We start from the raw sequence: 26,582 nt of genomic DNA on the forward strand, positions 1-26,582 counted from the left end.
ACCGCGGCACGACCGTCGGCTCGCTGGTCCACGCCGACGCCTCCGCGGAGATGCCGGTCGTGCTGCTGCTGCTCGGGGGCCGTGTCACCGCGGTCTCCGTGCAGGGCAGCCGCACCATCGAGGCCGCCGACCTCTACATCGGTCCCCTCGAGACCACGCTGCGACCCGACGAGATCGCCACCGAGGCGTTCTTCCCGGCGCTGCCCCCCGACGCGGGCGTGGCCTTCGACGAGATCTCGCGCCGCCACGGCGACTACGCGCTGTGCGGCGTCGGCGTCGTCGTGCGCGCCGACGAGGGCGGCAAGGTCACCTCCGTGCGCGCCGGCTACCTCTCGGTCAGCGACGTCCCGACGGTCGTCGACCTCTCGGAGGTCTTCGCCTCCGGGGTCGTGGACGACGTCGCGCTCGACGCTGCGGCCGACCTGGCCGTGGCGCAGCTGGAGCCGGAGGGCGACATCCACGCGACGGCCGACTACCGGGCCCAGCTGGCCCGGGTCCTCACCCGGCGCGTCATCCGGCGCGCCCACGACGACTGCCTGGCCCGTCGCACCACACCTCGCACCGGAGGAGACGCATGAGCATCCCCACCGCCCCCACGGGCACACAGCCGACCGATCCGTCGACGGGGGAGGTCCTCCACGAGGTCCGCCTGCACGTCAACGGCGTCGTCCACGAGGTGCGCCTGCCCGCCCGCCGGCTGCTCTCCGACGCGCTGCGCCACGACATCGGCCTCACCGGCACCCACGTCGGCTGCGAGCACGGTGTCTGCGGCGCCTGCACGGTGCTGCTCGACGGCGACCCGGTGCGGGCCTGCCTGGTCTTCGCGGTCTCGGTCGCGGGCCAGGAGCTGACCACCGTCGAGGGCCTCGCTCGCCCCGACGGCACGCTCAGCCCCGTGCAGCGCGCCTTCAAGGAGTGCCACGGCCTGCAGTGCGGCTTCTGCACCCCCGGGTTCCTCACCACGATCACCGCCGGCCTGCGCGACAACCCCGAGCCGACCGAGGACGAGGCACGCGAGATGATCGGCGGCAACCTGTGCCGCTGCACCGGCTACCAGAACATCGTGGCCTCCGTGTGCCGCGCGGCCGAGATCGGCCGCCTCGAGCGGGAGGCGGGCGCATGACCACCAAGATGGTCGGCCAGGCCGTCCAGCGCGTCGAGGACGAGCGGCTGCTGCGCGGGCACGGACAGTACGTCGACGACCTGGTGCCCGGAGCCCTGCACTGCGCGCTCGTGCGCAGCCCGCACGCGCACGCCCGCATCCGTGACATCGACGTCGACGGGGTGCTCGACGTCGAGGGCGTCGTCGCCGTCTACACCCACGACGACCTCACCGGCGCGATGGCCGAGCCGCTGCCGCTGCTGATCCCCCACCCGGCGCTGACCCACGGCCGCACGCAGTACGCCCTCGCCAAGGGCGAGGTCAACTACGTCGGCGAGGCCGTCGCCATGGTCGTGGCCGTCGACCGCTACGTCGCCGAGGACGCCGTCGACCGGATCCGCGTCGACTACGAGGTGCTGCGCCCGGTCGTCGGCATCGAGAACGCCCGCGACGGCGACCGGCTTGTCCACGACGACGTGCCGGGCAACGTCGCCGCCCACCTCGAGCAGTCGCGCGGGGACGCCGAGGCGGCCATCGCCGCTGCTCCGCACACGCTGAGCCTCGACCTGGAGATCGAGCGCAGCGCCTGCATGCCGATGGAGGGCCGTGGCACCGTCGCGCGCTGGGACACCGACTCCCACCGCCTGCAGGTGTGGACCTCCACCCAGACCTCCACGGGCGTGCGCGCCGCGGTCGCGGCCAAGCTCGGCCTCGACCTCGGCCAGGTCGACGTGATCACGCCCGACGTGGGCGGCGGCTTCGGGGTCAAGATCGTGCACCCGTGGCCCGAGGAGCTGCTCGTGCCGATGGCGGCGCGGGCCCTGGGCCGGCCGGTGAAGTTCGTCGAGGACCGTCGCGAGCACTTCATCTCCTCCGCGCACGAGCGCGGGCAGATCCAGCACGTCGACGTCGGCTTCGACGACGACGGCCGCCTGCTCGGGCTCTCGGTGCGGTTCTGGCACGACAACGGCGCCTACACCCCTTACGGCCTGATCGTCCCGATCATCACCTCGACCCAGCTGCTGGGCCCCTACAAGCCCGACAACTACAAGGTCGTCTTCGACTCCCTCTACACCAACACCGTGATCGTGACGCCCTACCGCGGCGCCGGTCGGCCCCAGGGCGTCTACGCCATGGAGCGCACGATGGACGCGATCGCGGCCTACCTCGGCAAGGACCGCGCCGAGGTGCGTGCGACCAACTTCATCCAGCCCGACGAGTTCCCCTACGACCACGGGCTGACCTTCCAGGACGGCCGCCCGCTGATCTACGACTCCGGCGACTACCCCGCGTCGTTGGAGAAGCTGAAGGCCCTCGTGGACTGGGACGACTTCGAGCGGGTGCGCGACGAGGCCCGGGCCGAAGGACGCACCGTCGGCATCGGCATGGCCTGCTACGTCGAGGGCACCGGCGTCGGTCCCTACGAGGGCGGCCACGTCCACGTCGAGACCAGCGGCAAGGTCAAGGTCTCGACGGGTCTGACCAGCCAGGGCCAGGGTCACCAGACGGCCTTCGCCCAGATCGTCGCCGACGAGCTCGGCGTCCCCTTTGAGGACGTCGAGGTCGTCACCGGCGACACCCGCCGCTCGCCCTACTCGGTCGGCACCTTTGCGTCCCGCGCCGCGGTCATGAGCGGCTCGGCGATCGCGTTGGCCGCCCGAAAGACCCGCGAGAAGGCGCTGCGGATCGCCGCGGACGCCCTCGAGACCACCCCCGAGGACCTCGAGATCGTCGACGGCGTCGTGCAGGTCAAGGGCGCCCCGGCCAGCCGGATCGCGCTGGGCACCATCGCGGTGCTCTCCAACCCGTTGCGCTACGCCTTCGACGAGGCCTCCAAGTCGGCCACCCAGTTCGTCGTCGGCGACCCGACCAAGCCGCCGGTGGCCGAGGGCGAGGAGCCGGGCCTGGAGGGCAAGGACTTCTACTCCCCGCCCCGCTCCACCTTCGCCAGCGGGATGCACGCCGTCGTCGTCGAGACCGATCCGGAGACCGCGGAGATCACGATCCTGCGCTATGCCGTGGTCCACGACTGCGGCAACCTGATCAACCCCCTCATCGTCGAGGGCCAGATCCACGGCGGTGTGGCCCAGGGCGTGGGCGGTGCGCTCTACGAGCGGATGGCCTACGACGACGCCGGCCAGCTGCAGAACGCCTCCTTCATGGACTTCCTGATGCCCTACGTCAGCGAGGTCCCGCGCACCATCGAGATCGACCACCTCGAGACCCCCTCGCCCCTCAACCCGCTGGGCCTCAAGGGTGCTGGTGAGGCGGGCGTCATCCCGTCCGCCGCGGTCTTCGCCTCGGCGATCGAGGACGCCGAGGGCTTCCCCATCACCTCGATGCCGATCTCGCCCTCCGAGCTGCACCACCTGCGGCTCCAGCACGCCAGCGCGGCCCAGACACGGCCCACCCCGACGAAAGGACCCACCCCATGAAGATCGCCGGAGAGGCGCTGCTGCAGGCGCCCGTCGAGAAGGTCTGGGACGCGATGCTCGACCCCGCCGTCCTGGTGCGCACGATCCCGGGCTGCGAGCGGCTCGAGACGACCGGTGAGCACTCCTACGACATGACCGTCACCGCCGGCGTCGCCGCCATCCGCGGCACCTACACCGGCACCTGCAGCCTCACCGACCTGAACCCCCACCAGTCGCTGGTCCTCGCCGCCTCCGGCGCCGGCGCGCCCGGCACCATCCAGGCCGACGTGAAGGTCGGGCTCACCGACAACGGCGACGGCACCACCCGCCTCACCTACGACGCCGACGCGGTCGCCGGCGGCATGATCGGCGGCGTCGGGCAGCGGATGCTCACCTCGGTCAGCAAGCGCCTGGCCGGCGAGTTCTTCACGGCCGTCAACGGCGTGCTCACCGGCGCCGAGCCGGTCGCCGCGACCCCGGCCGCCGCCGGAGCGGCCGCCCCCGTCGCCGGGGCACCCGCGGCCGCGGGCGGCACGACGTACGCCGCACCGGCGCGCAGCGCTGCCGGGCCGGTCGGCGGCGACTTCCTCCAGGGCGCGCTGGTCGGTGGCGGTCTGGTGCTCGCGGGCGTCATCGCGGGCGCCCTCGCCGCCCGTCGTCGGGGCTGAGCCGGTGACCGGCGCGGACACCGACCTCGACCACTACTCCTCCGCGGTGGCCATGGCCGCCGCGGTGCGCGAGCGCCGGATCTCCGCGCGCGAGCTGCTCGACCTCCACCTGGCTCGCATCGAGGAGGTCAACGGCGAGGTCAACGCGCTGGTCAGCCTCGACCCCGAGCGGGCGCACGCGCAGGCCGCCGAGGCCGACGAGCGGCTGGCGCGCGGTGAGGAGGTCGGGGCGCTGCACGGCCTGCCCTTCGCGGTGAAGGACACCCACGCGGTGGCCGGCTGGCGCACCACCTTCGGCTCCCCGGTCATGGCCGACCACGTGCCCGACCACGACGACCTGATGGTCGAGCGGGTCCGCGCGGCGGGCGCGGTCGTCGTGGCCAAGAGCAACGTGCCGGAGTTCGCGGCCGGCTCCCACACCTTCAACCCGGTCTTCGGCACCACGCTCAACCCCCACGACCTGACCCGCTCCGCCGGCGGCTCCAGCGGCGGCTCGGCCGCGGCCCTGGCCAGCGGCATGGTGCCGCTCGCCGACGGCAGCGACATGGGCGGATCGCTGCGCAACCCGGCGTCCTTCTGCAACGTCGTGGGGCTGCGTCCGGGCCTGGGACGCGTGCCGGTCTGGCCGATGCGCAACGGCTGGGAGACCACCTCGGTCGCCGGGCCCATGGCCCGCACCGTCGAGGACCTCGCCCTGCTGCTCTCGGTGCTCGCCGGCCCCACCCCCCGCGTGCCGCTCGCGCTGGAGACGCCCGGCTCGGTCTTCGCCGCGCCGCTCGACGGCCCCGGCACCGCCGGCCTCGACGGACTGCGCGTGGCGCTGTCGGTCGACCTCGGCGGAGCCTTCGAGGTCGACGCCGAGGTCGCCTCCGTGGTGGCCGACCAGGCCGCCGTGCTCACCGGCGCCGGCAGTCGTGTCGTCGACGCGCACCCCGACCTGCACGAGGCCGAGGACACCTTCCGCACCCTGCGTGCCTGGCACTTCCAGGCGTCGTACGGCGCCCTGCTGGCCGCCAACCCCGGCCGGCTCAAGGCCTCGCTGGCCGACAACATCACCGCGGGTGCCTCGCTGAGCGGTGCCGACGTGGCCCGCGGCTACGCGCAGCGCACGGCCCTGGGCGAGCGGATGCGGCTGTTCTTCGAGCACCACGACCTGCTGGTGATGCCGGTCAGCCAGGTGCCGCCGTTCAGCGCCGAGCAGGAGTACCCCGCCGAGATCAACGGCCGCGCCCAGGAGACCTACCTGGACTGGATGCGCTCGGCCTACGTCATCTCGATGACCGGCTGTCCGGCGATCTCGGTGCCTGCCGGCTTCACCGCCGACGGGCTGCCGGTGGGCATCCAGCTGGTGGCGCCGCCCTCGGGGGAGCGCCGGCTCCTGGAGGTGGCCCACGCCTTCGAGCGGCTGACCCGCGTCGGCGAGCGGCGACCGACCTTCCGGCGCGGCCGTCAAGAGTTGCCAACCGGCTAGGAACCCGTCACTCCTGATTGGCACAAAGGCACAACGGATCGCTGTTCGGACGGCAATCTCTGCCCTCGCCACCCGGGTCTCCCGGCCGGTGGAATAGACCCATCAGCACCCAGCCCGACAGGAGCAGCCCGTGACGCAGCGCATCAGGATCGGCATCGACACCGGTGGCACGTTCACCGACGTCGTCGCCTTCGACGAGGACAGCGGCGAGCTGGTGACGACCAAGACACCCTCGACGCCGGCCAACCCGGCCGACGGCTTCCTCGCCGGTGTCGAGAAGGTGCTGGGCCTGCTCGGGCTGCCCACCGACCACGGCGACGCGATCGCCGCGGTCAGCCACGGCACCACGGTGGCGACCAACCAGCTGCTCGAGGGCAAGGTCGACGAGCTCGGCTTCATCACCACCACCGGCTACGAGGCGATGCTGGAGATCGCGCGCCAGTCGGTGCCCGACGGCTACGGCAACTCCTACTTCTGGGTCAAGCCCGACCGCATCGTGCCGCGCCACCTGGTGCGCGGCGTCGGCGGCCGGCTCGACCACACCGGCGCGGAGGTGCGCCCCTTCGACGAGGAGGGCGCCCGCGAGGTGGCCCGCTGGTTCCGCGCGCAGGGCATCGACACCCTCGGGGTCTGCCTGCTGCACGCCTACGCCAACCCCGAGCACGAGGAGCGCCTGCGCCAGGTCCTGCGCGAGGAGCACCCCGACGCCGTCGTGTCGGTCTCCTCGGAGGTCCTGCGCGAGTACCGCGAGTACGAGCGCGCCATGACCACGCTGGTCGACGCCGCGGTCAAGCCCAAGCTCTCGCGCTACGTCACCAACATCGCCACCCGCCTGGACGCCTTCGCCAGCAGCCAGGGTGAGCGGCACGTCCCGTTCTACGTGATGAAGTCCAACGGCGGTGTCCTCTCGGCCGCCGAGGTCGTGCACCAGCCGATCACCACGGTCCTCTCGGGTCCGGCGGCCGGCGCCCTCGGCGCGGCACTGATCGCCCAGGTCGCGGGCTTCGACAAGGTCCTGACCTGCGACGGCGGCGGCACCTCCACCGACGTCTCGGTCGTCATCGACGGCGAGCCCACGCTCACCACCGAGGGCAGCGTCGGGGCCTTCCCCAGCAAGATCCCGATGATCGACGTCGTCACCGTCGGTGCCGGCGGCGGCTCGGTCGCCTGGCTCTCCCCGGAGGGCACGCTCAAGGTCGGGCCGCACTCGGCCGGCGCCGACCCGGGCCCGCTGTGCTACGCCAAGGGCGGCACCGACGTCACCATCACCGACGCCCACGTCACCCTCGGCAGGATCCCTCCCCACCTGCTCGGCGGCGAGATCCCCCTCGACGTCGAGGCCGCCCGCAGCGGCGTGGTCGACCTGGCCGGCAAGCTCGGCATCTCCCCGGAGGAGTGCGCCACCGGGGTGCTGGAGATCTCCGCGTGGAACCAGGCCAACGCGTTGCGCCAGATCACGGTCAAGCGCGGCCTCGACGTCCGCGACTTCACGCTGACCACCTTCGGCGGCTCGGGCTCGCTGCTGCTGTGCCGCCTCGTGGACATCCTCGGCCTGCGCGCCGTGCTCGTGCCGCCCAACCCGGGCAACGTCTCGGCGTTCGGCCTGCTCACGGTCGACGTCAAGAACGACTACGTCCAGACCCACGTCTCCCTCCACGCGACGCTCGGGGTGCAGGAGGTCTCGAGCGTCCTCGACGAGCTCACCAACCGCGCGGCGAAGGCGCTCGACGGCGAGGGCTTCCCCGCCGAGGAGCACCGCTTCGTGCGCACCGCCGACCTGCGCTACTACGGGCAGGCCTTCGAGGTCCGCGTCACCGTGCCCGAGGGCCTTCTCGACCAGGACGCCCTCGACGAGGTGGCGCGCCGTTTCCACGCCGAGCACCGCGGTCTCTACGGCTACGACTTCGCCTCCGACCCCAGCCAGCAGGTCGAGTGGGTCAACCTGCGTGTCTCGGGCATCGGCCCGATCCAGCGCCCCGAGATCGCCGTCCACGAGATGGCCGCCGAGCCGGGCACCCCGACGCCGGCCAGCACCCGCCCGGTCTGCTTCGAGGTCGCGCTCGGCTACGTCGAGACGCCGGTCTACTGGCGCCCCGACCTCGCCCCCGGCCAAGAGGTGCACGGCCCGGCAGTCATCGAGGAGTTCGGCTCCACCGTGCCGCTGCACCCCGGCTTCAGCGCCCGCATCGACGCCCACCACAACGTCATCGTGACCCGTGAGGACCAGACCGCATGACCACCGCTGCCACCACCCCCGGCCCCACCGTGCCCAGCTCGGGCCCGTCGGCCAAGGCTCCCACCGCATTCCCCTTCGGCACGCTCACCTCCGACGCCGGGGCCGGCGCCGACCCGGTGCTCGTCGAGATCGTCCAGGGCAGCCTGGCCTCGGTCGAGATGGAGGTCGAGACGGCCATCGGGCGCACCTCGCGCTCGCCGATGATCCGCGACGCCCACGACTTCCGCGCCGGCATCCACGACCGGCTGCTGCGCAAGCTCACCGGGCGGTCCTACAGCGCGCTGGTCCACCCGGTCGCGCGGGACTTCCCGTTGGAGGAGATGAAGCCCGGCGACGTCTTCTTCCACAACGACGTCTACGAGTCGGAGGGCGGCATCGGGCACCTGCCCGACCTCTGCGTCACGGTGCCGGTCTTCCACGACGCGGGCTCCGGGCCCGAGGTCGTCGCCTTCGTGCAGGCCTTCGGACACCACGACGACATCGGCGGCTGCGTGCCGGGCTCGATGCCCAGCGGTGCGACGACGGTCTTCGAGGAGGGCCTGATGGTCCCCCCGATCAAGCTCTGGGACGCCGGGGTGCCCAACAAGGCGGCGCTGCGGATCATGACCCGCAACTCGCGCATGCCCGACTCGCTGGCCGCCGACCTCGACGCCGAGTGCTCGGCCTGCCTGATGGGCGCGCGCCGGCTCGGCGAGCTCTTCGACCGCTACGGCCGCGAGACCGTCGAGTCCTGCTTCGACGCCATCATCGACCGCACCACCGAGACCTACCGTCGCGAGATCCTCTCCAAGATCCCGGTCGGCAGCTGGGTCTGGGAGGACTACGCCGAGCACGACGGCGTCGACGAGCCGCAGCTGCACACCCAGCGGATCACGCTGACCCGCACGCCGGCCGACGACCCCGACGGCGAGCGCCTCGTGATCGACTTCGCGGGCACCTCGCCCCAGGCCAAGGGCCCGATCAACCACTGCGGCGACTACTCCGACGGCGTCTTCCTCAAGAAGTGGCTGGCGCCCATCCTCCGCAACCTCGCCGACACCCCCGAGCGCATGGCCGAGCTCGACGTCAACGAGGGCATCGTGCCGCTCATCGAGATGCGCTTCCCGCCCAAGGGCACGCTGCTCACCCCGGAGTTCCCCGCGCCGACCAACGCCCGGACCTTCGTCATCCTGCGTCTGCTCGGCGTGCTCGCCGGCGTCGTGGCCAAGGCCGTCGACGGCAAGATGCCGGCGGACCAGGAGACGATCCGCTACACCGGCGTCTACGGCGAGGACCTCGAGGGCCGTCCCTACCTGATGCGCGAGGTGCTCGGCGGCGGCTCCGGCGGGCGCTACTACGCCGACGGCGAGGACACCATCCACGTGGTGCCCGAGTCGCGCAACCTGCCCACCGAGTTCACCGAGGGGCGCTTCCCCTTCCTCGTCGAGAGCCTCGGCCTGGCCATGGACTCCGGCGGCGCCGGGCAGTTCCGCGGCGGCCTGGGCTACGAGAAGCACGTCCGGATGCTCAAGGACGGCCACTTCATGTCCATCGCCGACCGGTCGATCCTGGCCTGCTGGGGCGTCAAGGGCGGTCTGGCCGGCAAGCCCTTCTCGGTCACCATCGACCCCGGCGGCCCGGCCGAGCGGGAGGTCGACGCCCTGGCGGACGACGAGCCCGTCAAGGCCGGCGAGGTCATCCGCATCCGGACCACCGGCGGCGGCGGCTGGGGCGACCCCCTCGTGCGCGACCCGGCCCTGGTCGTGCGCGACGTGGTGTGGCGCAAGGTCTCGCCCGAGGCGGCGCTCGCCGACTACGGGGTGGTCCTCACCGGCTCGCTCGACGACCTGGCCGACCCCCTCGGCCACGATGCCGACGCCACCGCGCGAGAGCGCGCCGAGCGGTCTGCCGCCCGCCCCGAGCAGGCGTTCTTCGACCGTGGCCCTGGCTATGCCCGGCTCAGCGGCGGCGCCGCTGCGGCGGACGTCGACTGGCAGTGATCCCCTGACGTGGGCGGGAAGGAGTCGGCCGTGACGGATCGGCCCGAGGTGGCCGTCCTGGCCGGCAGCGGCAAGACCGGTCGGGCGCTGGCACGGGCCCTCGCCGACGCCGGGGCCCGCACCCGCCCACTGGGGCGCGCCGACCTGGCCGACCCCGTGGCCGCCCTGCGCGGCTGCGCGGCCGCCTACGTCATGGCGCCCAACCTGCACCCGGACGAGGCGTCGTACGTCGGGGGGTGGCTGGCCGCCGCCCGCCGCGCCGGCGTCGCGCGCGTCGTGCACCACTCGGTCGCCTCGCCCTACGTGGCGACGATGCCGCACCACCTGGCGAAGGCGGTCAGCGAGGACCTCGTGCGGCGCAGCGGGCTGTCGTGGACGTTGCTGCAGCCCTGCGCCTACGTGCAGAACCTGCTGCCCGGGCTCCGGGCCGACCGGCCCCTGCTGCGGGTGCCCTACGACCCCGACCGGCCCTTCGGTCTGGTCGACCTCCTCGACGTGGCGCAGGCGGCGGCGAGGGTGCTGCTGGACCCGGTCAGCGGGGTGCACGAGGGTGCGACCTACGAGCTCGGCGGCCCCCGGCTGGTGAGCGTGCGCGACGTCGCCGCGGTCGCGGCGCGGGTGCTGGGTGCCGACGTGGCGGTCGAGCGGGTGCCCGCGGCGGTCGCCGTGGCCGGGCTCGACGAGCGCGAGGCGACGTGGCTGACCGCGATGTTCGCCTACTACGACGAGCACGGCCTGCCCACCGGGGGCCGGTCGTTGGCCGCCGTGCTGGGTCGCGAGCCCCACGCCCTGCCCGCGACCCTGGCCCGCGAGCTCGCCGAGAGCAGCTGACCGTCGCGAGGACCGCGGATGCTTGGCAGATTGTGCTCACATCCGGCGGTGGCGTTGGCCGATCATGCCCGTGCCAACCCCGGTGGCGGACCCTAGATTCGAGGACATGCGGATCGTGATCGCCCTCGGAGGCAACGCCATGACGTCCTCCGACGGGAGGGCCCGGCCGGAGGACCAGGCCGCGGCCGTGGCCGCGGCCGCCGAGCCCGTCGCCGACCTCGTCGTGGCCGGGCACGAGGTGCTCCTCACCCACGGCAACGGCCCCCAGGTCGGCAACCTGCTGCTCAAGAACGAGCTCGCCGCCGCAGTGGTGCCTCCCGTGCCGCTGGACTGGTGCGGCGCCCAGACCCAGGCGACCATCGGGGCCCTGCTGCTCAGCGCCCTCGACGCCGCCCTGCAACGACGCGGCAGCACGCGACGGACGGCGGCGCTCGTGTCGCGCACGCTCGTCGCCGGCGACGACCCCGGCTTCGCCGAGCCCACCAAGCCGATCGGCCGCTACCTGCCCGAGGACGAGGCACGGCTGATGATCGAGCACGGCCAGCACTTCGTGGAGGTCCCCGACCGCGGCTGGCGGCGTGTCGTCGCCTCGCCGGAGCCGCTGGAGTGCCTCGACGGGCCTGCCGCCGACACGCTGCTCGCCCAGGGCTACCTGGTCGTGTGCTCGGGTGGTGGCGGCATCCCCACCGTGCGCCACGAGGACGGGTCGCTCCACGGCATCGAGGCCGTCATCGACAAGGACCTCACCGCCGCCCTGATCGCGACCCACACCCGGGCCGACGTGCTGGTGATCGCCACCGACGTGGACTCCGCCGTCACCGACTGGGGCACCTCCTACGCCAAGCCCATCGGCGAGGTCACCGCCGCCGAGATGCGCTCCATCGCCCACGACCAGGGCTTCGCCGCCGGCTCCATGGGTCCCAAGGTCGAGGCCGTCACGCGCTTCGCCGAGCAGGGCGACGGCACCGGCATCATCACCTCGCTCGGCCGCATCGCCCAGGCGATCGAGGGCCACCTCGGCACCCGCGTCGTGCGGGGCTGAGCCCCGACCACCCAGCACCACCACCCAGCACCACTCCGAGAACCACCACAGGAAGGAAGCGGACGTGCCCGCAGCCATCGAAGTTCGCAAGGTCCCGATCCACTCCGTCGCCGACGCCAGCGAGCTGGCCAAGCTGCTCGACGAGGGCGTCATGGAGGCCGACCGTGTCATCGCCATCATCGGCAAGACCGAGGGCAACGGCGGGGTCAACGACTACACCCGCATCATCGCCGACCGTGCCTTCCGTGAGGTCATCGCCGCCAAGGGCACCCGCTCCGCCGAGGAGGTCCGCGAGATCCCGATCGTGTGGTCCGGCGGCACCGACGGCGTCATCAGCCCGCACGCCACGATCTTCGCGACCCTGCCCGACGACGCGGTCGAGAAGACCGAGGAGCCGCGACTCACGGTCGGCTTCGCGATGAGCGAGCAGCTGCTGCCCGAGGAGATCGGGCGCACCCCGATGATCGAGAAGGTCGCCGCCGCGGTCAAGGTCGCCATGGAGCGTGCCGGCATCACCGACCCGGCCGACGTCCACTACGTGCAGACCAAGACCCCGCTGCTGACCATCCACACCATCCGCGACGCCAAGGCGCGCGGCAAGAAGGTGTGGACCGAGCACACGCACGAGTCGATGGACCTCTCCAACGGCGTCACCGCACTCGGCATCGCCGTCGCGCTGGGCGAGATCGAGATGCCCACCGACGCCGACGTCATGCACAGCCGCGAGCTCTACTCCGCCGTCGCCTCCTGCTCCTCGGGCGTCGAGCTCGACCAGGCGCAGGTCGTCGTGGTCGGCAACGCCCGCGGGGTCGGCGGTCGCTACCGCATCGGCCACTCGGTCATGAAGGACGCGCTCGACCAGGACGGCATCTGGGCCGCCATCAAGGACGCCGGGCTCGAGCTCCCCGAGCGCCCCCGCACCTCCGACCTCGAGGGTCGCCTGGTCAACGTCTTCCTCAAGTGCGAGGCCAGCCAGGACGGCGAGGTCCGGGGTCGCCGCAACGCCATGCTCGACGACTCCGACGTCCACTGGCACCGCCAGATCAAGGCCGCCGTCGGCGGCGTCACGGCCGCCGTCACCGGCGACCCGGCCGTCTTCGTCTCGGTCTCCGCGGCCCACCAGGGCCCCGAGGGTGGCGGCCCCGTCGCCGCGATCGTCGACCTGGGCTGACGACCTGCCCGACCCACCCCACCCCGCCCCGCCCCGTCCCGGCATGCCCGCGGGGGGTGCGGAGGCCGGGTGGTGGTGGGTCGTGTGCCGCGGGCAGCGCTCGGGTGAGCTCTGCGGCACACGACCCGCCGGGCACCCGAGCCGGCCGCCCGGGGCCCGGCCAGGCCTCATCGGATCTGCTCCAGGAAGTCGGCGACGTGCGTGCGCAGGTCGCTGGCCAGGCGGGAGAGCTCGAGGCACGCACTGGTCATCTCGACGGCGCCCGTGCTGGTGGCGTGGGTGTCCTCGCCGATCGTCGCGACCTCGCGGGTCACCCCGGTCACCGCGGTGGCGGCCTGCGAGGTGGTCAGGCTCAGCTCGTTGGCGGCGAGCCGCTGCTCCCCGACCGAGCCCGCGATGACCGCGAGGTTCTCCCCCATGCCGCGCACGGCGCCGGAGATGGTCTCGATCGCGGAGACGGCCCCGGTCGCGGCGGCCTGGATCTCGCCGACCTGGTTCTCGATGCGGGTGGTCGCCTCGGAGGTCTGCGCTGCCAGGTTCTTCACCTCGGAGGCCACCACCGCGAAGCCCTTGCCGGACTCGCCGGCCCGCGCCGCCTCGATGGTCGCGTTGAGCGCCAGCAGCCGGGTCTGGCCGGCGACCTCGCTGATCAGGCGTACGACGTCGCCGATCTCCTGCGACGCCTTGGCCAGGCCGGCCACGGTCGACTGGGCGGCGTCAGCCTCCTGGGCGGCGGCCACGCCCATCTTGTTGGAGCTGGTGGTCTGCTCCTCGATGGCGCCGACCGTGGTGGCGAGCTCCTCGACCGCCGCTGCTGCCATCGTGACCGCGTCCGAGGCGGTGACGGCCTGCTCGCTGACCACGCCCGCCCGCGAGGCGGTGCCCTCCGCCGTGTGCGCCAGGCTGCGTGACGTCGACTCCATCTCGGTCGAGGCGGCCGCGACCTGGTCCGACAGCCCGAGGACCGCGCGCTCGAAGTCGTCGGCCAGCACCCGGCGCCGCGCCTCCTGGGCGGCGAGCTCGCCGTGTGTCGACGCCATCGTCGCCGTCGCGGAGTTGATCGTGTCGGCGCCGGAGCGGAAGGAGCCGAGCATCCCGCGCACCAGGAAGGTCCGGAAGAACCGGGCGTCGCTGGCGAACTCCAGCGACGCGGACGCCTCGCGGACGAAGGCGTCGGTGAGGTCGAGCAGGTCGTTGAGGGCGGTGCGCACGGCGCGGAGGTCCGGGTCGTCGCCGAGGGGGCCGACGCGGGGCTCGAGGTCGCCGCGCGCCGCCGCCTGGCACACGCGGGTGATCGCCACCAGGGCCTCGCGGTAGGAGTCGCGGTCGTCGCCGCTGCCGTCATCGCCGAGGGGGCCGTCGAGGGCGGTGGGTCGGTCCTGCAGCGTGGTCATGCCGTCACCGCCGCGACGTCGAGCGACCAGACGAACTGGTCGTAGGTCAGTCCGGACTCCTCGAGCCTGCGGTGCAGCAGGGCGGTCGACGCCGTGATCGCCTCGGGTGTGCTGGCGTGCCGCTGCTCCTCCGCGACGAGTGCGGCGTAGAGCGGCTTGATGCGGTCGAGCGCCGGCGCTGACGCCGTACGACGGCTGGAGTGGTAGCCCACGATCGCCCCGTTGGCGCCGAAGGTCGGGGTGACGTGCGCGAGGACCCAGTAGTGGCCGCCGTCGGCGCTGAGGTTGACCACGTAGGCGAAGATCTCCTGCCCCGAGGCGATCCGCTCCCACAGGAGGCGGAAGACCGAGCGCGGCATGTCGGGGTGGCGGATCATGTTGTGCGGCTGGCCGATCAGCTCGGGCTCGGTATAGCCGCTGATCTCGACGAAGAGCCGGTTGACGTAGGTCAGCAGCCCCCTCGGATCGGTCTTGGAGACGATGATCTCGTCGTCCGCGAACGTGCGCTCGACTCCGGTCGGGCGGATCGTGCTGCCGCGCATGGCTGGCTCCCTCCGGGCCCGCACGGTGCGTGCCCAACCTGCCCTTCGGCGGCGCTGCGGCGCGGTTGAGGCGCTCGGGACAAGTCGGGACCTTGGTCCCGGGTCGGTGCACCAGCCACTCGGCGGGTCAGCGCAGGTGCTTGAGCGCGGAGGCGGCCGCATTGGCGCCGCCCATGCCGTGCACGCCGGCGCCCGGCGGGGTGGCGGCGGAGCAGATGAAGACGCCGGGGATGCCGGTGGCGTAGGGGTCGAGGGCGAGCCGGGGGCGGAAGAGCACCTGGCGCTCATCGTTGGCGCCGGTGACGATGTCGCCGCCGACGTAGTTGGGGTTGTAGTCCTCCCACGCCGAGGTCGAGGTGGTCACCTGCGCGACGATCCGGTCGCGCGTGCCGGGGGCGAACCGCTCGATCTGCGCGATGATCGCCTCCGAGGCGTCGCCGTCGAAGCCGGTGGGCACGTGGGCGTAGGCCCAGACGGGGTGCAGGTCGCCGACCGAGCGGGTGGGGTCGGCGACGTACTGCTGGCTGAGCAGCACGTAGGGACGCGCCGGCATCCGGCCCCGCTGGATGTCGACCTCGGCCTCGGCGATCTCCTCGAAGCGGCCGCCGAGGTGGACGGTGCCGGCGCGACGGGCGTGCTCGTTGGTCCACGGGATCCCGCCCTGCACCGCGAGGTCGAGCTTGAACGCCCCGGGGCCGTGGCGGTAGCGCTCGTAGGCGCGCCGCACACGTCGCGGCAGCCGGTCGCCGGCGACCTCGACGACCCCGGCGGGCGCCAGGTCGAGGATCACGACGTCGGTCGGCGGCAGGTCGTCGAGGGAGCGCACCCGCACGCCGGTCTCGATGCGGCCGCCGTGCTCGACCACGATCGCCGCGAGCGCGTCGGTGATCCTGGCCGACCCGCCCTCGGGGACCGGCCACCCGAAGCGGTGACCGACCGCGAGCAGCATCGTGCCGATGGCCGACGAGCTGGGGCGGTGCAGCGGGAAGAACGCGTGGGCGGCCGCGCCGGCGTAGAGCGCGCGGGCCTCGTCGGTCTTCCAGCGCCGCGCGACGGTCGAGGCCGGCAGCAGCGCGCGCAGCCCGAAGCGGGCCAGGTGCACCGGGTGGTGAGGGACGTGCACGATCGGGCCCATCAGGTCCTCGGCGAGGTCGTCGAAGGCGTCGGCGATCGGGCCGAAGAGGCGGGCCCACGCGTCGCCGTCGGGCCCGAGCAGCGCCCGCGTCTCCTCCAGGTCACGCACCATCACTCCGGCCCGGCCGCCGTCGAGGGGGTGGGCGAGATCGACGTCGGGATAGCGCCAGGTGACGCCGTACGACGTGAGGTCGGCGCCGCGCATGAACGGCGAGGCGACGCCCATCGGGTGCACCGCCGAGCAGTGGTCGTGCAGGAGCCCGGGGACGGTCAGCTCGCTGGTGCGCGTGCCGCCGCCGATCGTGTCGTGGGCCTCGAGGACGGTGACCTCGACGCCCGCCTTGGCCAGCGTGACGGCCGCGGCGAGCCCGTTGGGGCCGGAGCCGACGACGATCGCGGTGGGCACGTGGTCAGACCTCCGGGGTCAGGGTGCGAGGAGCGGGTGCGGGGACAGGAGCCGTGACGACGTCGTGGACCGGGATCTCGCCGGCCCAGGCCTGCCTCTCGAGCATGTCAGAGACGTGCACGAAGCCCCGCTCGAGCTCGCCGGTGGCGGCGTCGACGAGGCGGTACTCCTGGCGGGGGTCCCAGAACCGCTGCGACTCCACCGCGATCAGCCGGACCTCGCCCGGCTCCCAGGCGCAGCGCTCCTGGAGCGCCTCGAGGAGCTGCTCGTGGTGCAGGTGCCCGTCCCCGAAGTTCCACCCCAGGGTGATGCCGGCGACGAACTCGCCGTCGTGGGGTGCGTAGTCGGTCTCGTGGTCGGGGCCGCACGCGCGCGGGATCAGCCCGAAGAGCGCCCGCCCGTGGGTGTGCATGGCGCGGAAGGCGTAGCCCTTGTGGACCAGCAGGGCCGCGGTCTCGGCGCCGTACAACGTCTCCAGCTGGGCGGCCGGCAACCGGGCGACCTTCGGCACCGAGGCGTCGAGCTTGGCGATGGCGGACGGGGTGAAGCACCACATCGACGTCGCCCAGTTGCCGGCGTAGTAGCGCATCGCGGGCAGGAAGGAGAACTGGTGCGGGAAGAGGTTGCCGAGCACCACGACGGCCGCCGCGGAGGCGATGACGAGCAGCACCAGCGGGTTGCCGAGCTCGCCGACCCCCACCGAGGCGTTCTCGACGAAGAGGAAGCCGATGCCGAAGATCATGAAGACGTTCCACTCCAGCGGCACGCCCATCGGCAGCGACGTGAGGATCTGCAGGTGGAAGCAGACCATCACGATCGCGGCGACGGCCGTGACCGGGCCGCCGTCGGAGAGCAGCAGGACCAGCGGCACGACGTACTCCACGACCGTGCCGCCGTGGGCGAGGTTGGCGGAGAGCCGGGAGGGCCGGATGTCGTCGGGGAAGTCGCGGTGGAAACGGCGCTTGAGGGTCTTGGACCGCAGCACCGGGCTGTTGCTCATCATCACCGAGACGACGTGCGGGAAGTGCTGGTTGAGCTTGGAGGTCGCCGCGCCCCACCAGATCAGCACCATCATCAGCTTGAGCCCGACGATCATGTCGGTGGTGTCGCCGCCGGTGCCGGCGGTGAAGAGGAAGAAGACCGCGAGCGTCGCGTAGACCTCGGAGCGAGCGGCCAGGAAGATCGTCTTGTCGCGCAGCCCGACCAGCACCAGCAGGCCGAAGAGCGGCAGGAACAGCAGCGGGTCGATCACTCCCACGCTCCCGGGCCGACCGCCCTGGCCGTCGGCGAGCAGCAGCTGTACGGCGGCGAGCAGCAGCGCGAGGTAGAGCACGACGTCGAGCAGGCTGCGGTGCGTCCCGCGCGTGAGGGGTACGACGGACGGCCAGGGTGGGAGCCGGACGGTGCCGGGCCGCAGCCAGTGCAGGAAGGCGCCGATCGGCGGCAGGAAGCGCAGCGTCAGGGGGCCGAAGCCGCACCCGAAGCCGAGCACCTCGAAGAGCAGCGTGAAGACGACGACCTTCTGGAAGAAGATCGGCTCGGTCCACCAGTCGGCGATGTCGCCCAGGTCGCCGATGCCGGGGGTGAGCGCGGTGAGTGCGGCGGCACCGAAGCAGTAGAGGCCGATCTTGACGACGTAGAGCACGAGCACGGCGTCGGGCGCCGAGAACCCGGACTGCGCCCAGTCCTGCACCATCGGTCGCATCCGCTCCATGCGCGAGCCGCGGGCCCACTCCTCGCGGTCGAGGTCCGGCAGGTTGGGCGAGATGAACCCCATGGCACACGCTCCTGTGACGGCGGACGTCGATGTCCGTGCACGCAACCTAGCGGGCGACATAACGGCTGTCATGGGATGTGGCGAGCCGGATCGCTGCCGGATCGCTGCCGGATCGGGTCGGTTCAGGAGGTGGGCCGGTCCTGGTGCTCGATGAGGACCAGCGCGAGGTCGTCGACGATCTCGGCGTCGGCGTGGCGCAGGAGCGCCGCGACCAGCTCGTCGAGCGCCTCGTCGAGGGAGCCGCGGGCCAGGCCGTCGGCCACGTCGTCGAGCGGGAAGAACAGCCCCCGGTGGCCGCGGGCCTCGCTGAGCCCGTCGGTGTGGAGGAGCAGCCGCCCGTCGGCCGGCCAGTCGTGCAGGGTGAGCAGCGGGTCGGCGCCCAGGCCGAGCGGCACGGTGGAGTCCGCCGGCTCGAGGACCGTGGTCGTGGCGTCGGTGACCAGCACCGGGGCGGGGTGCCCGCAGTTGGCCAGCGTCAACCGGTCGGGGCCGAACTCCGCGATCACGGCCGTCACGAAGTCCTCGTCGGAGAGCAGCCGGCGGATCGTCGCGTCGAGGGTGCGGGCGACCGCGGCCAGGTCGGGCTCGTCACCGGCGGTGTGCCGGAAGGCCGAGAGCACGGCCGCGGCGACCTGGACGGCCTCGATGCCCTTGCCCTTCACGTCGCCGACGATCACCCGGACCCCCCACGGCGTGGGCACCACCTCGTAGAGGTCACCACCCACGAGGGCCTCGCTGGTCGCCGAGACGTAGCGCGACGCCATGGCCAGCCCGCCGATCGAGCTCGGCAGCGAGCTGAGCAGCGCCTGCTGGGCCGTCGCGGCGATGATCGTCATCCGTCGCAGCCGGTCCTCGCGCTTGTCGCGCACGTGGGCGGAGACCACGGCGAGGACCCCGAGGCCCGAGCCGAGGGACGCCCGCAGGATCCACTCCATGTCTCCGGCATCGCTGCGCAGGTAGCCCATGAGGAAGGCCAGGAGCACGCCCACGGCAGCGACGACCGCCGTGCGACGGGCGTCGGTCAGCATCGACGCGACGATCGCGCTGGATGTGTAGGTCGCGGTCAGGAGCACGTCGGCCAGGAGGTCCCCGGCGACCAGCAGCGCGAGCACGCCGAAGCCCGCGAGGAGCCCCGGGTCGGTGGCCAGCGGGCCCGGCCGACCTGATGCGTGCGGGGGCATGGCCGCAGCATCGCAGCCGGAGTCGGCCGCCGACTCGGGAATGCCGCAAGCGGCTCAGAGCCGCGCCGGACTAGCCGCCCGTGGGCGACGAGACGGCGTCCTCCCAGGCAGCCTGCGCGCCGGAGTCGCCGACGCGGTAGACCTGCACGGTGGTCGCGAGGCCGGCCACGACGGCCAGCACGGCGACGACGGTGAGCACGGTGTTCTTCGAGGTGGCGGCGCCCGCGTCGGCGGCGACCGCCTTGTCCTGCTGGCGCTGGAGGTAGACCAGCGCGGCGGAGAAGATGACCAGGGCCAGGCCGAACCACACCAGGCTCTCCCCGAGCTCGGCGTGCTCGCCGGGATCACCGACGCGCTCCTCGAGGGCCTCGCCGCTCGACGTGGCGACCGGGCACAGGATCGTCGCGACCAGCGCGGAGCCGACCACGAGCGGTCCGTAGGTCACCCGCCACCGGGGTCGGACGGCGATGGCGATGGTGCCGAGCATGGCCAGGGGAAGCAGGACGACGACGGCGTGCACGACGAGCGGGTGCACGGGGATGCCGTTGATGAGATCGAACATGACGGTCCTCACGGGAGGTCGGGGTGGCGGGAGCGGTCTGGAGCCGAGAACCTGCACGCAACCTGACCACGCGTCGATCCGGCGCCACCAGGGGCGATGGTCCCGCCGTTCGTCGTTTCGACCGGCGCCCTACTGTCGAGGTCATGAGCCCGACCGCCTTCCTCGACGCCGCCCTGGACCGCTCGCTCGTCCTGGGCTACACCAAGATCGGTTCCGGCCTGCGCAAGCGCTGGTGGCCCGCCGACCCGGCACCCGGCTCCATGCACGGCAAGCGCGTCGTGGTGACCGGAGCGACCTCAGGCATCGGCGAGGCGATGGCCCGCTCCTTCCTCGACCTCGGCGCCACGGTGCACCTGCTGGGCCGCAACCCCGAGAAGGTCTCGCGCTACGCCGCCGAGCTGCGCCGCGACGTGCCGACGGCCGATCTGGTGGAGGAGGTGTGCGACATCGGTGACCTCGACGCCGTACGCGCCTGGTGCGCCGACCTGACCGAGCGCGTCGACGCCCTCCACGGCATCGTCCACAACGCCGGCACCATGACCCAGCAGCGCGAGGAGAGCCCGCAGGGCCACGAGCTGACCCTGGCCGCCCACGTCCTCGGACCGCACCTGATGACCGAGCTGCTGCTCCCGCTCCTCGGTGCCGCCGAGGGCTCGTCGGTGGTCTTCATGTCCTCGGGCGGGATGTACGGCGCCGGTCTGCGCTCCGAGCCCGACGAGATCGAGTTCCGCGAGGCGGCGTACGACGGCGTGCAGGGCTATGCGCGCACCAAGCGGATGCAGGTGGTCCTGGCCGACGCGTGGTCCGACCGGCTGCGTGGCGGCACGATCCGGGTCGAGAGCATGCACCCGGGCTGGGTGGCGACCCCGGGGGTGACCGAGAGCCTGCCCACGTTCAACAAGGTGATGGGGCCCCTGCTCCGCACCGCCGAGGACGGCGCCGACACGGCGGTGTGGCTGGTCGCGACGCGTCCCGACTCGGCCGGCAGCCGCCACTTCTGGCACGACCGGGCCCTGCGCCCGACCACCTTCGGCTGGCAGCGCGACCAGGACCCCGACGCTCTCGCCGCGTTCCTCGCCTACGTCGTCGACGCGACGGGCACCACGGCGGCCTGGTGACCGCCCGGCGATACTGACGCCATGGACCACGCACCCATGCCGGGAGCCGAGCACCTGGCCGAGCCGCTGCGCTCGCGGTGGAGCCCCAGCATCTTCGACGACCGGCACCGGCTCACTCACGAGCAGATCGGCACGCTGCTGCACGCCGCGCAGTGGGCGCCGAGCTCGGGCAACAGCCAGCCCTGGGCCTTTGTGGTGGCCGAGCGCGGCAGTGCGAGCCACGACGTCCTCGTCGCCCACCTCAGCCGTGGCAACGCCGGGTGGGTGCCGCGCGCGTCGCTCGTCCTGGTCACCGCCACGCAGGTCGCGCCCGACGAGGACGGCAACGGCGGGCGCAGCGAGGCGCTGGCCCACTACGACCTCGGCCAGGCGGCTGCCCACGTCACCCTCCAGGCGCGGGCGATGGGCCTGCACGCCCACCAGTTCGGCGGGTTCGACCAGGCGGCGGTGGCCGAGGGGCTCGGGGTGCCGGCGCACTACCGCGTGATGAGCGGCATCGCGATCGGTGCCCGCGGCAACCCCGAGGACGTGTCCGAGCGCGACCAGGAGCGCGAGCAGCGCCCGCGCAGCCGCCGCCCCCTCGCCGAGATCGTCCACGGCAGTGCCTGGGGCGAGCCGTGGCCGCCTCCGGGCGAGGCCCTGTGAGGGTCCGGTGAGGGTGCGGTGAGGAGCCGTCGCAAGGCGCTGCTCCTGCTCGCCCTGCTCGTCCTGCTGGTCAACCTGCCGCTCGCCCACTCGACGTGGACCCGGAGCCGCGTCGAGCGCTCCGGGACCGACGTGACCGCCACGGTCACCGACACCCGTGAGGTGACCTCCGACGACGCGACCGGCTACCTCGTGGAGTTCCGCCTTCCCACCGACATCGACCCCGAGCAGACGCTCTGGACCGCGCGCATCGACGCGCCGACGCACGAGCTGGCCGTCGAGACCGGCCAGCTCGACGTGCGGGTGCTGCCCGACCAGCCGTCGGCGTACGTCGTCGAGGGCCAGGTCTCCGGTCGGATCGGGCTGTGGATCACGCTCGTCGCCGACCTGTTCCTGCTGATGATCGGCTTCTTGCTGCTGCGTTTCCGCGGCCGCTCGGCGCCGTCGCTGGAGCTGGTGGCGACCGAGGACCTGGTGCGCTGCAAGCCCGGGTCCACCCTCGAACGCATCGACGGGCTGACCTACGTCGTGGAGGGCGAGGTGCTCGAGATCAGTGACGACCTCGTGGTGCTCGACCTCGGCGACCGGCACGTGCGGGTGCACCTCGACGGGCACGCCAACCCGGCCGGCCACCAGCAGCCGGTGCGCGCCACCGGGCGCATGGTGGGGTGAGTGGCGGGGTGAGTGGCGGGGTGAGACCCCGGCCGGGACTTGGCGCGGCCAGGGACAATGGATCCATGAGCTCTCTCCACACCTTCAACGCGACGAGCATCGACGGCCAGGACGTCGACCTCTCCGCCTACGCCGGCCAGGTCGTCCTCGTGGTCAACACCGCGTCGCAGTGCGGCTTCACGCCTCAGTACAAGGGGCTCCAGGAGCTCCACGACGCCTACAACGCCCAGGGCTTCGCCGTCCTCGGCTTCCCGTGCGACCAGTTCGGCGGCCAGGAGCCGGGTGAGGACGCCGAGATCGCCGGCTTCTGCGAGCGCAACTTCGGCGTGACCTTCCCGCTCTTCAGCAAGGTCGAGGTCAACGGCGACGGCGCCCACCCGCTCTACCAGTGGATGCGCTCCGAGAAGGGCGGCCTGCTCGGCAGCAAGATCAAGTGGAACTTCACCAAGTACCTCGTCGGCAAGGACGGCCAGGTCATCAGCCGCTACTCGCCGACCACCAAGCCCGAGAAGATCAAGGGCGACATCGAGAAGGCGCTCAAGGCCTGAGCATGGCGACCTTCTCCGCAGGCACCAAGGCCGAGGCCCTCGTCCCCTACGACCGCCAGCAGATCTGGGACGTCCTCGTCGACCCCGACCTCGTGGCCCGCTTCACGCCCTTCGTCAAGAAGATCGTCGAGGACGGTGAGCACTGGCGCTGGTCGATGAGCGGGCTCGAGGTGCTCGGCCTCGGCTTCGCCCCGGTCTTCACCGAGCGCATGGTCCTCACCGACCTCGAGCGCATCGAGTTCAAGCACGACCCGGCCGACGGCGAGAAAGAGCGCGCCGGCGTCAACGGGTGGTACGCCCTGCGCGAGGCCGACGGCGGCACGCAGCTCGAGACCAGCCTCGACATCTGTGCCAGCCTGCCGCTGCCGCGGCTCTCCTCGCCCGCGGTCACCGCCGCGATGAAGGGCGTCATGGCCACGATGGGCGACCGGTTCTCCCACAACCTCCTCGACCACCTCTCGGGGCAGCCCAAGAAGTAGCACCATGGGGAGCCCCGCCCCCTGGAGGCCCCGATGCGCCTGAGCACAACGGTCCCGGCCCTGCCGGTCGCCGACGTGGCCCGGGCGGTCGCGTTCTACGGCGACCGGCTCGGATTCGTCGCGCGCCACCAGGACGCCGGCTTCGCGATCGTCGTGCGGGACGCGGCGGAGCTGCACCTGTGGGAGGCCGGCGACACCGGGTGGCGCCTGCGCGACCCGGCGGACCTGGCTGACTGCCCCGTCCGCACCGGCGCCGAGGACTTCATCGCCGGCACCGCCAGCTGTCGCATCGAGGTCGACGAGGTCGACGGCCTGTACGACGAGCTGGCCGCCGCGGGCGTGCTGCACCCGACTGACCGCGGCTCGGCGCAGGACACGGGCTGGGGCACCCGCGAGGTCGCCGCGCTCGACCTCGACGGCAACCTGCTGACGTTCTTCGCGCGGGTGGGCGACCGCTGAGAGCGGGCCGGGCGGTCGGGCTCCCGAGCGAGGAGTTTCGGAGGAGTCTCCCCGGGCGACTGGCGAAACTCCCGCCTGACCGATGGACCTTCAGCGGTCAGGCGACAGCTTCAGCGGTCACGTTGTGACGCGTGGGACGACCGCCGTGGCCCGGCCGCCCGCCGCGGGTCGTGTGCTCCAGAGCGCGGTGGGCCGCCGTCTCCGGCACACGACTCAGCGGACGGCCCGGTGCGTCGGCTGCCCGCCGCGGGTCGTGTGCTCCAGAGCGCGGTGGGCCGCTGTCTCCGGCACACGACTCAGGGGACGGCCCGCCCGCTCGCTCGCCAGCCCCCACCACCGCGCCGACATACGACGAAGGGCCCCCGGCAGGTGCACCGGGGGCCCGTCGTGCTGACCTGCGTCAGACCTTGACGCTGCTGTCCTCGTCGAGGTCCTCGAGCTCGTCCTCCAGCGACCGACCGGTGAGGTGCGGGCGCGGGAGCTTCTCGCCCTCGACGTCGACGTTGGGCAGGATCTTGTCGAGCCAGGCGGGGAGCCACCAGGCCTTCTCGCCCATGAGGTACATCAGCGCCGGGATCAGCGTCATCCGCACGATGAAGGCGTCGAAGAAGACCGCGACCGCGAGGGCGAAGCCCATCGACTTGATGATCGGCTCGTCGATCAGGATGAAGGCCGCGAAGACCGAGATCATGATGACGCCGGCCGCGGCGACGACCCGGGCGGAGTTGCGGAAGCCGTCGACGACCGCGTCGTGGGTCGACATGCCGTGCACGTGGGCCTCACGCATCCGGGTCACCAGGAACACCTGGTAGTCCATCGCCAGGCCGAACACCAGGCCGATCAGGAAGATCGGCATGAAGCTGACGATCGGCTGGCCCTCGACGATCCCGAAGAGGCCCTCCTGGAAGACCGCGACGGTCGCGCCGAGCGTCGCCAGGACCGAGAGCAGGAAGCCCAGGGTGGCGGTGAGCGGCACCAGGATCGAGCGGAAGACGATCATCAGCAGGATGAACGCCAGGCCCACGACGACCGCGAGGTAGAGCGGCAGGGCGCTGCTCAGACGCTCGGAGACGTCGGTGGTGATCGCGGTCAGGCCGGTCACGCCGATCGTCGTGCCGGTCTCCTCCTCGATGCCCGCCTGACCGTCGCGCAGGTCGGTCAGGAGGTCCTCGGTGGCGGTGTCCTCGGGGCCGGTGGCCGGGGTGACGAGGATCTGCGCGCCGGTGCCGTCCTCGTTGGTGCCGGCCACCTGAGCGTTGGCGACGCCGTCCTGGGACGACGCCCAGGCAGCCACCTCGCCGAACGAGGCGCCGCGGTCGGCCTCGGGAAGGTCGCGGGCATCGACGACCAGCAGCATCGGGGCGTCGCGACCGGGGCCGAAGGCCTCGGCGACCAGGTCGGAGGCCTGACGCTGGGTGGTGTCGGTCGACGCCGTGCTGTCGCTGGGGAAGGCGAGGTGCAGGCTCTGCAGCGGCAGCGCCAGGGCGCCGAGGCCGAGGACCGTGACGACGACGAAGGCGACGGGGGCCTTGGCGATGATGCGCGCCCAGCGAACGCCGTTGTTGAGGATCAGGCCGCTGCTCTCGCGGGTGGGGCGGTAGTGACGCACCCGACCGCCGAAGGCCTTCGACTTGGTCATGCCGAGGATGGCGGGCAGCAGCGTGAGCGCGACCAGGACGGCGACCAGGACGGTCGCGGCGGCGGCCACACCCATGCTCGCGAGGAACGGGATGCCCACGAGCAGCAGCGCGGTCAGGGCGATGATCACGGTGAGGCCGGCGAACACGACGGCCGACCCGGCCGTGCCGACGGCGATGCCGACGGCTTCCTCCCGGTCGTCGGTGTGCTGGAGCTCGCTGCGGTAGCGGGCGAGGATGAACAGGGCGTAGTCGATGCCGACCGCGAGACCGATCATCGTCGCGAGCATCGGGGTGGTGGAGCCGATGTCGGTGAAGGCCGTCATCGCGGTGATGCCGGTGATGCCGAGGCCGACACCGACCATGGCGGTGATGATCGGCAGGCCGGCGGCGATCAGCGAGCCGAAGGTCAGGATCAGCACGATCAGCGCGACGCCGATGCCGATGAGCTCCGAGGTGCCGCCGATCTCGGCCATGCCGGTCGTGCCCGAGCCGTTGGCCTCGACGGTGAGCCCGTCGGTGCTGGCGTCGGCCATGACCTCCTTGAGCTGCTCGATCGTGGCGGGCTCCACGTCGGCGACGGTGTCCACGTCGAAGCTCCACGAGATGGTGCCGACGCGGCCGTCCTCGCTCAGCGGCGAGATCGCGTCGGCGTTGGCCCGGGCCTCCTCGACGGATCCGCCGGACTCGGTGGCGCCCTGCACGATCTGCTCGCGCTGCGACTCGGCGAGCTGCACCGGGTTGGCCAGCGGCGGCTCCGCGGGCATCTGAGGCAGAGCGGAGAGCCGGGAGATCAGCTCGTCCACCCGGGCGGCGTACGTCGGGTCGGCCAGCGTGGCGCCCTCGGGTGCGGCGACGACCACCTTGACTGTGGCCTGGTCGAAGGCGTCGACGGCTCCGGGGAAGAGCTCGGCCTGGAGGTCGGCCGCCTTCTCCGACGGGATGCCGGGGATCGAGAACGAGTCGGACATCGGCTTGGACATGGTCGCGGCGAACGCGCCGACGCTGACCATGGCGACGATCCACGCCGCGAGGAAGAGCGGCCAGCGGCGGTAGGCCGTCTTGCCGAGTCGGTGGAGCAGGGTGGCCATCGGTGTCTCCTGGGATGAGGAAG

The 26,582-nt window shown here is 72.5% G+C and carries 23 protein-coding genes; 16 read left to right on the forward strand and 7 right to left on the reverse strand.

What is annotated here, in order from left to right; genetic code table 11:
- From AAG827_RS10870 to AAG827_RS10915, 10 genes are all read left to right on the forward strand, one after another.
- The coding region (locus tag AAG827_RS10870; protein WP_341925980.1) for an FAD binding domain-containing protein at positions 1 to 578 on the forward strand (578 nt) is incomplete at its 5' end.
- The gene (locus AAG827_RS10875) at positions 575 to 1,123 is read left to right on the forward strand and encodes a (2Fe-2S)-binding protein (protein WP_341925982.1); all 549 of its coding nucleotides are present in this window, start codon (positions 575 to 577) and stop codon (positions 1,121 to 1,123) included. The genes AAG827_RS10870 and AAG827_RS10875, both read left to right, overlap by 4 nt.
- On the forward strand, positions 1,120 to 3,537 hold the full coding sequence (gene cutA, locus AAG827_RS10880; protein WP_341925984.1) for an aerobic carbon-monoxide dehydrogenase large subunit: 2,418 nt from the start codon (positions 1,120 to 1,122) through the stop codon (positions 3,535 to 3,537). The genes AAG827_RS10875 and cutA overlap by 4 nt, the downstream gene beginning before the upstream one ends.
- Positions 3,534 to 4,184 (forward strand): carbon monoxide dehydrogenase subunit G, encoded by a 651-nt coding sequence (locus tag AAG827_RS10885; protein ID WP_341925985.1) that lies wholly within the window; start codon positions 3,534 to 3,536, stop codon positions 4,182 to 4,184. Before cutA ends, AAG827_RS10885 begins: the two co-directional genes overlap by 4 nt.
- Before the next feature lie 4 nt (positions 4,185 to 4,188).
- Entirely contained in the window at positions 4,189 to 5,655 is a 1,467-nt protein-coding gene (locus AAG827_RS10890; RefSeq protein WP_341925986.1) for an amidase, read from the forward strand.
- A 130-nt stretch (positions 5,656 to 5,785) separates the two neighbouring features.
- A complete protein-coding gene (locus AAG827_RS10895) occupies positions 5,786 to 7,891 on the forward strand; it encodes a hydantoinase/oxoprolinase family protein (RefSeq protein WP_341925987.1) in 2,106 nt (701 codons plus the stop codon).
- Positions 7,888 to 9,870, forward strand: a complete 1,983-nt coding sequence (locus AAG827_RS10900; RefSeq protein WP_341925988.1) for a hydantoinase B/oxoprolinase family protein — start codon at positions 7,888 to 7,890, stop codon at positions 9,868 to 9,870. The genes AAG827_RS10895 and AAG827_RS10900 overlap by 4 nt, the downstream gene beginning before the upstream one ends.
- Positions 9,871 to 9,900: 30 nt before the next feature.
- On the forward strand, positions 9,901 to 10,701 hold the full coding sequence (locus AAG827_RS10905; RefSeq protein WP_341925989.1) for an NmrA family NAD(P)-binding protein: 801 nt from the start codon (positions 9,901 to 9,903) through the stop codon (positions 10,699 to 10,701).
- A gap of 106 nt (positions 10,702 to 10,807) precedes the next feature.
- A complete protein-coding gene (locus AAG827_RS10910; RefSeq protein WP_341925990.1) occupies positions 10,808 to 11,743 on the forward strand; it encodes a carbamate kinase in 936 nt (311 codons plus the stop codon).
- Between the two features lie 64 nt (positions 11,744 to 11,807).
- Positions 11,808 to 12,914 (forward strand): ring-opening amidohydrolase, encoded by a 1,107-nt coding sequence (locus tag AAG827_RS10915; RefSeq protein WP_341925991.1) that lies wholly within the window; start codon positions 11,808 to 11,810, stop codon positions 12,912 to 12,914.
- 167 nt (positions 12,915 to 13,081) lie between these two features.
- Here the strand turns inward: AAG827_RS10915 and AAG827_RS10920 are convergent, their stop codons facing one another.
- From AAG827_RS10920 to AAG827_RS10945, 6 genes are all read right to left on the reverse strand, one after another.
- On the reverse strand, positions 13,082 to 14,308 hold the full coding sequence (locus AAG827_RS10920) for a methyl-accepting chemotaxis protein (RefSeq protein WP_341925992.1): 1,227 nt from the start codon (positions 14,306 to 14,308) through the stop codon (positions 13,082 to 13,084).
- Positions 14,305 to 14,850, reverse strand: a complete 546-nt coding sequence (locus AAG827_RS10925) for a PAS domain-containing protein (protein WP_341925993.1) — start codon at positions 14,848 to 14,850, stop codon at positions 14,305 to 14,307. The genes AAG827_RS10920 and AAG827_RS10925 overlap by 4 nt, the downstream gene beginning before the upstream one ends.
- Before the next feature lie 127 nt (positions 14,851 to 14,977).
- On the reverse strand, positions 14,978 to 16,390 hold the full coding sequence (locus tag AAG827_RS10930; protein WP_341925994.1) for an NAD(P)/FAD-dependent oxidoreductase: 1,413 nt from the start codon (positions 16,388 to 16,390) through the stop codon (positions 14,978 to 14,980).
- 4 nt (positions 16,391 to 16,394) lie between these two features.
- Positions 16,395 to 18,167 (reverse strand): DUF3556 domain-containing protein, encoded by a 1,773-nt coding sequence (locus AAG827_RS10935; protein WP_341925995.1) that lies wholly within the window; start codon positions 18,165 to 18,167, stop codon positions 16,395 to 16,397.
- A gap of 122 nt (positions 18,168 to 18,289) precedes the next feature.
- On the reverse strand, positions 18,290 to 19,348 hold the full coding sequence (locus AAG827_RS10940) for a PP2C family protein-serine/threonine phosphatase (RefSeq protein ID WP_341925996.1): 1,059 nt from the start codon (positions 19,346 to 19,348) through the stop codon (positions 18,290 to 18,292).
- A 70-nt stretch (positions 19,349 to 19,418) separates the two neighbouring features.
- Positions 19,419 to 19,910, reverse strand: a complete 492-nt coding sequence (locus tag AAG827_RS10945) for a DUF2231 domain-containing protein (RefSeq protein ID WP_341925997.1) — start codon at positions 19,908 to 19,910, stop codon at positions 19,419 to 19,421.
- A 143-nt stretch (positions 19,911 to 20,053) separates the two neighbouring features.
- Between AAG827_RS10945 and AAG827_RS10950 the strand changes: the two genes are divergently transcribed.
- From AAG827_RS10950 to AAG827_RS10975, 6 genes are all read left to right on the forward strand, one after another.
- Entirely contained in the window at positions 20,054 to 21,028 is a 975-nt protein-coding gene (locus AAG827_RS10950) for an SDR family NAD(P)-dependent oxidoreductase (RefSeq protein ID WP_341925998.1), read from the forward strand.
- Positions 21,029 to 21,049: 21 nt separating this feature from the next.
- Complete coding sequence (locus tag AAG827_RS10955) at positions 21,050 to 21,673, forward strand: nitroreductase family protein (protein WP_341925999.1); 624 nt, start codon at positions 21,050 to 21,052, stop codon at positions 21,671 to 21,673.
- 18 nt (positions 21,674 to 21,691) lie between these two features.
- A complete protein-coding gene (locus AAG827_RS10960) occupies positions 21,692 to 22,345 on the forward strand; it encodes a hypothetical protein (protein WP_341926000.1) in 654 nt (217 codons plus the stop codon).
- 65 nt (positions 22,346 to 22,410) lie between these two features.
- On the forward strand, positions 22,411 to 22,893 hold the full coding sequence (locus AAG827_RS10965; RefSeq protein WP_341926001.1) for a glutathione peroxidase: 483 nt from the start codon (positions 22,411 to 22,413) through the stop codon (positions 22,891 to 22,893).
- A gap of 2 nt (positions 22,894 to 22,895) precedes the next feature.
- Positions 22,896 to 23,372: an SRPBCC family protein gene (locus tag AAG827_RS10970; protein ID WP_341926002.1), complete on the forward strand. Its 477-nt coding sequence runs from the start codon at positions 22,896 to 22,898 to the stop codon at positions 23,370 to 23,372.
- A gap of 33 nt (positions 23,373 to 23,405) precedes the next feature.
- The gene (locus tag AAG827_RS10975; protein ID WP_341926003.1) at positions 23,406 to 23,831 is read left to right on the forward strand and encodes a VOC family protein; all 426 of its coding nucleotides are present in this window, start codon (positions 23,406 to 23,408) and stop codon (positions 23,829 to 23,831) included.
- Between the two features lie 400 nt (positions 23,832 to 24,231).
- On the opposite strand, the gene AAG827_RS10980 is transcribed toward AAG827_RS10975, so the two are convergent.
- Positions 24,232 to 26,559 (reverse strand): MMPL family transporter, encoded by a 2,328-nt coding sequence (locus AAG827_RS10980; protein ID WP_341926004.1) that lies wholly within the window; start codon positions 26,557 to 26,559, stop codon positions 24,232 to 24,234.
- Between the last annotated feature and the right edge of the window lie 23 nt (positions 26,560 to 26,582).

It is taken from the genome of Nocardioides psychrotolerans (assembly GCF_943371775.1).
Lineage (GTDB): Bacteria > Actinomycetota > Actinomycetes > Propionibacteriales > Nocardioidaceae > Nocardioides > Nocardioides psychrotolerans_A.

Excerpts from the sequence above, each read along its gene's own strand:
- AAG827_RS10875 (WP_341925982.1), top strand. The coding sequence starts at position 575 with ATGAGCATCCCCACCGCCCCCACGGGCACACAGCCGACCGATCCGTCG.
- cutA (WP_341925984.1), top strand. The coding sequence starts at position 1,120 with ATGACCACCAAGATGGTCGGCCAGGCCGTCCAGCGCGTCGAGGACGAG.
- AAG827_RS10885 (WP_341925985.1), top strand. The coding sequence starts at position 3,534 with ATGAAGATCGCCGGAGAGGCGCTGCTGCAGGCGCCCGTCGAGAAGGTC.
- AAG827_RS10900 (WP_341925988.1), top strand. The coding sequence starts at position 7,888 with ATGACCACCGCTGCCACCACCCCCGGCCCCACCGTGCCCAGCTCGGGC.
- AAG827_RS10910 (WP_341925990.1), top strand. The coding sequence starts at position 10,808 with ATGCGGATCGTGATCGCCCTCGGAGGCAACGCCATGACGTCCTCCGAC.
- AAG827_RS10920 (WP_341925992.1), bottom strand. The coding sequence starts at position 14,308 with ATGACCACGCTGCAGGACCGACCCACCGCCCTCGACGGCCCCCTCGGC.
- AAG827_RS10925 (WP_341925993.1), bottom strand. The coding sequence starts at position 14,850 with ATGCGCGGCAGCACGATCCGCCCGACCGGAGTCGAGCGCACGTTCGCG.
- AAG827_RS10935 (WP_341925995.1), bottom strand. The coding sequence starts at position 18,167 with ATGGGGTTCATCTCGCCCAACCTGCCGGACCTCGACCGCGAGGAGTGG.
- AAG827_RS10940 (WP_341925996.1), bottom strand. The coding sequence starts at position 19,348 with ATGCCCCCGCACGCATCAGGTCGGCCGGGCCCGCTGGCCACCGACCCG.
- AAG827_RS10945 (WP_341925997.1), bottom strand. The coding sequence starts at position 19,910 with ATGTTCGATCTCATCAACGGCATCCCCGTGCACCCGCTCGTCGTGCAC.
- AAG827_RS10950 (WP_341925998.1), top strand. The coding sequence starts at position 20,054 with ATGAGCCCGACCGCCTTCCTCGACGCCGCCCTGGACCGCTCGCTCGTC.
- AAG827_RS10955 (WP_341925999.1), top strand. The coding sequence starts at position 21,050 with ATGGACCACGCACCCATGCCGGGAGCCGAGCACCTGGCCGAGCCGCTG.
- AAG827_RS10965 (WP_341926001.1), top strand. The coding sequence starts at position 22,411 with ATGAGCTCTCTCCACACCTTCAACGCGACGAGCATCGACGGCCAGGAC.
- AAG827_RS10970 (WP_341926002.1), top strand. The coding sequence starts at position 22,896 with ATGGCGACCTTCTCCGCAGGCACCAAGGCCGAGGCCCTCGTCCCCTAC.
- AAG827_RS10975 (WP_341926003.1), top strand. The coding sequence starts at position 23,406 with ATGCGCCTGAGCACAACGGTCCCGGCCCTGCCGGTCGCCGACGTGGCC.
- AAG827_RS10980 (WP_341926004.1), bottom strand. The coding sequence starts at position 26,559 with ATGGCCACCCTGCTCCACCGACTCGGCAAGACGGCCTACCGCCGCTGG.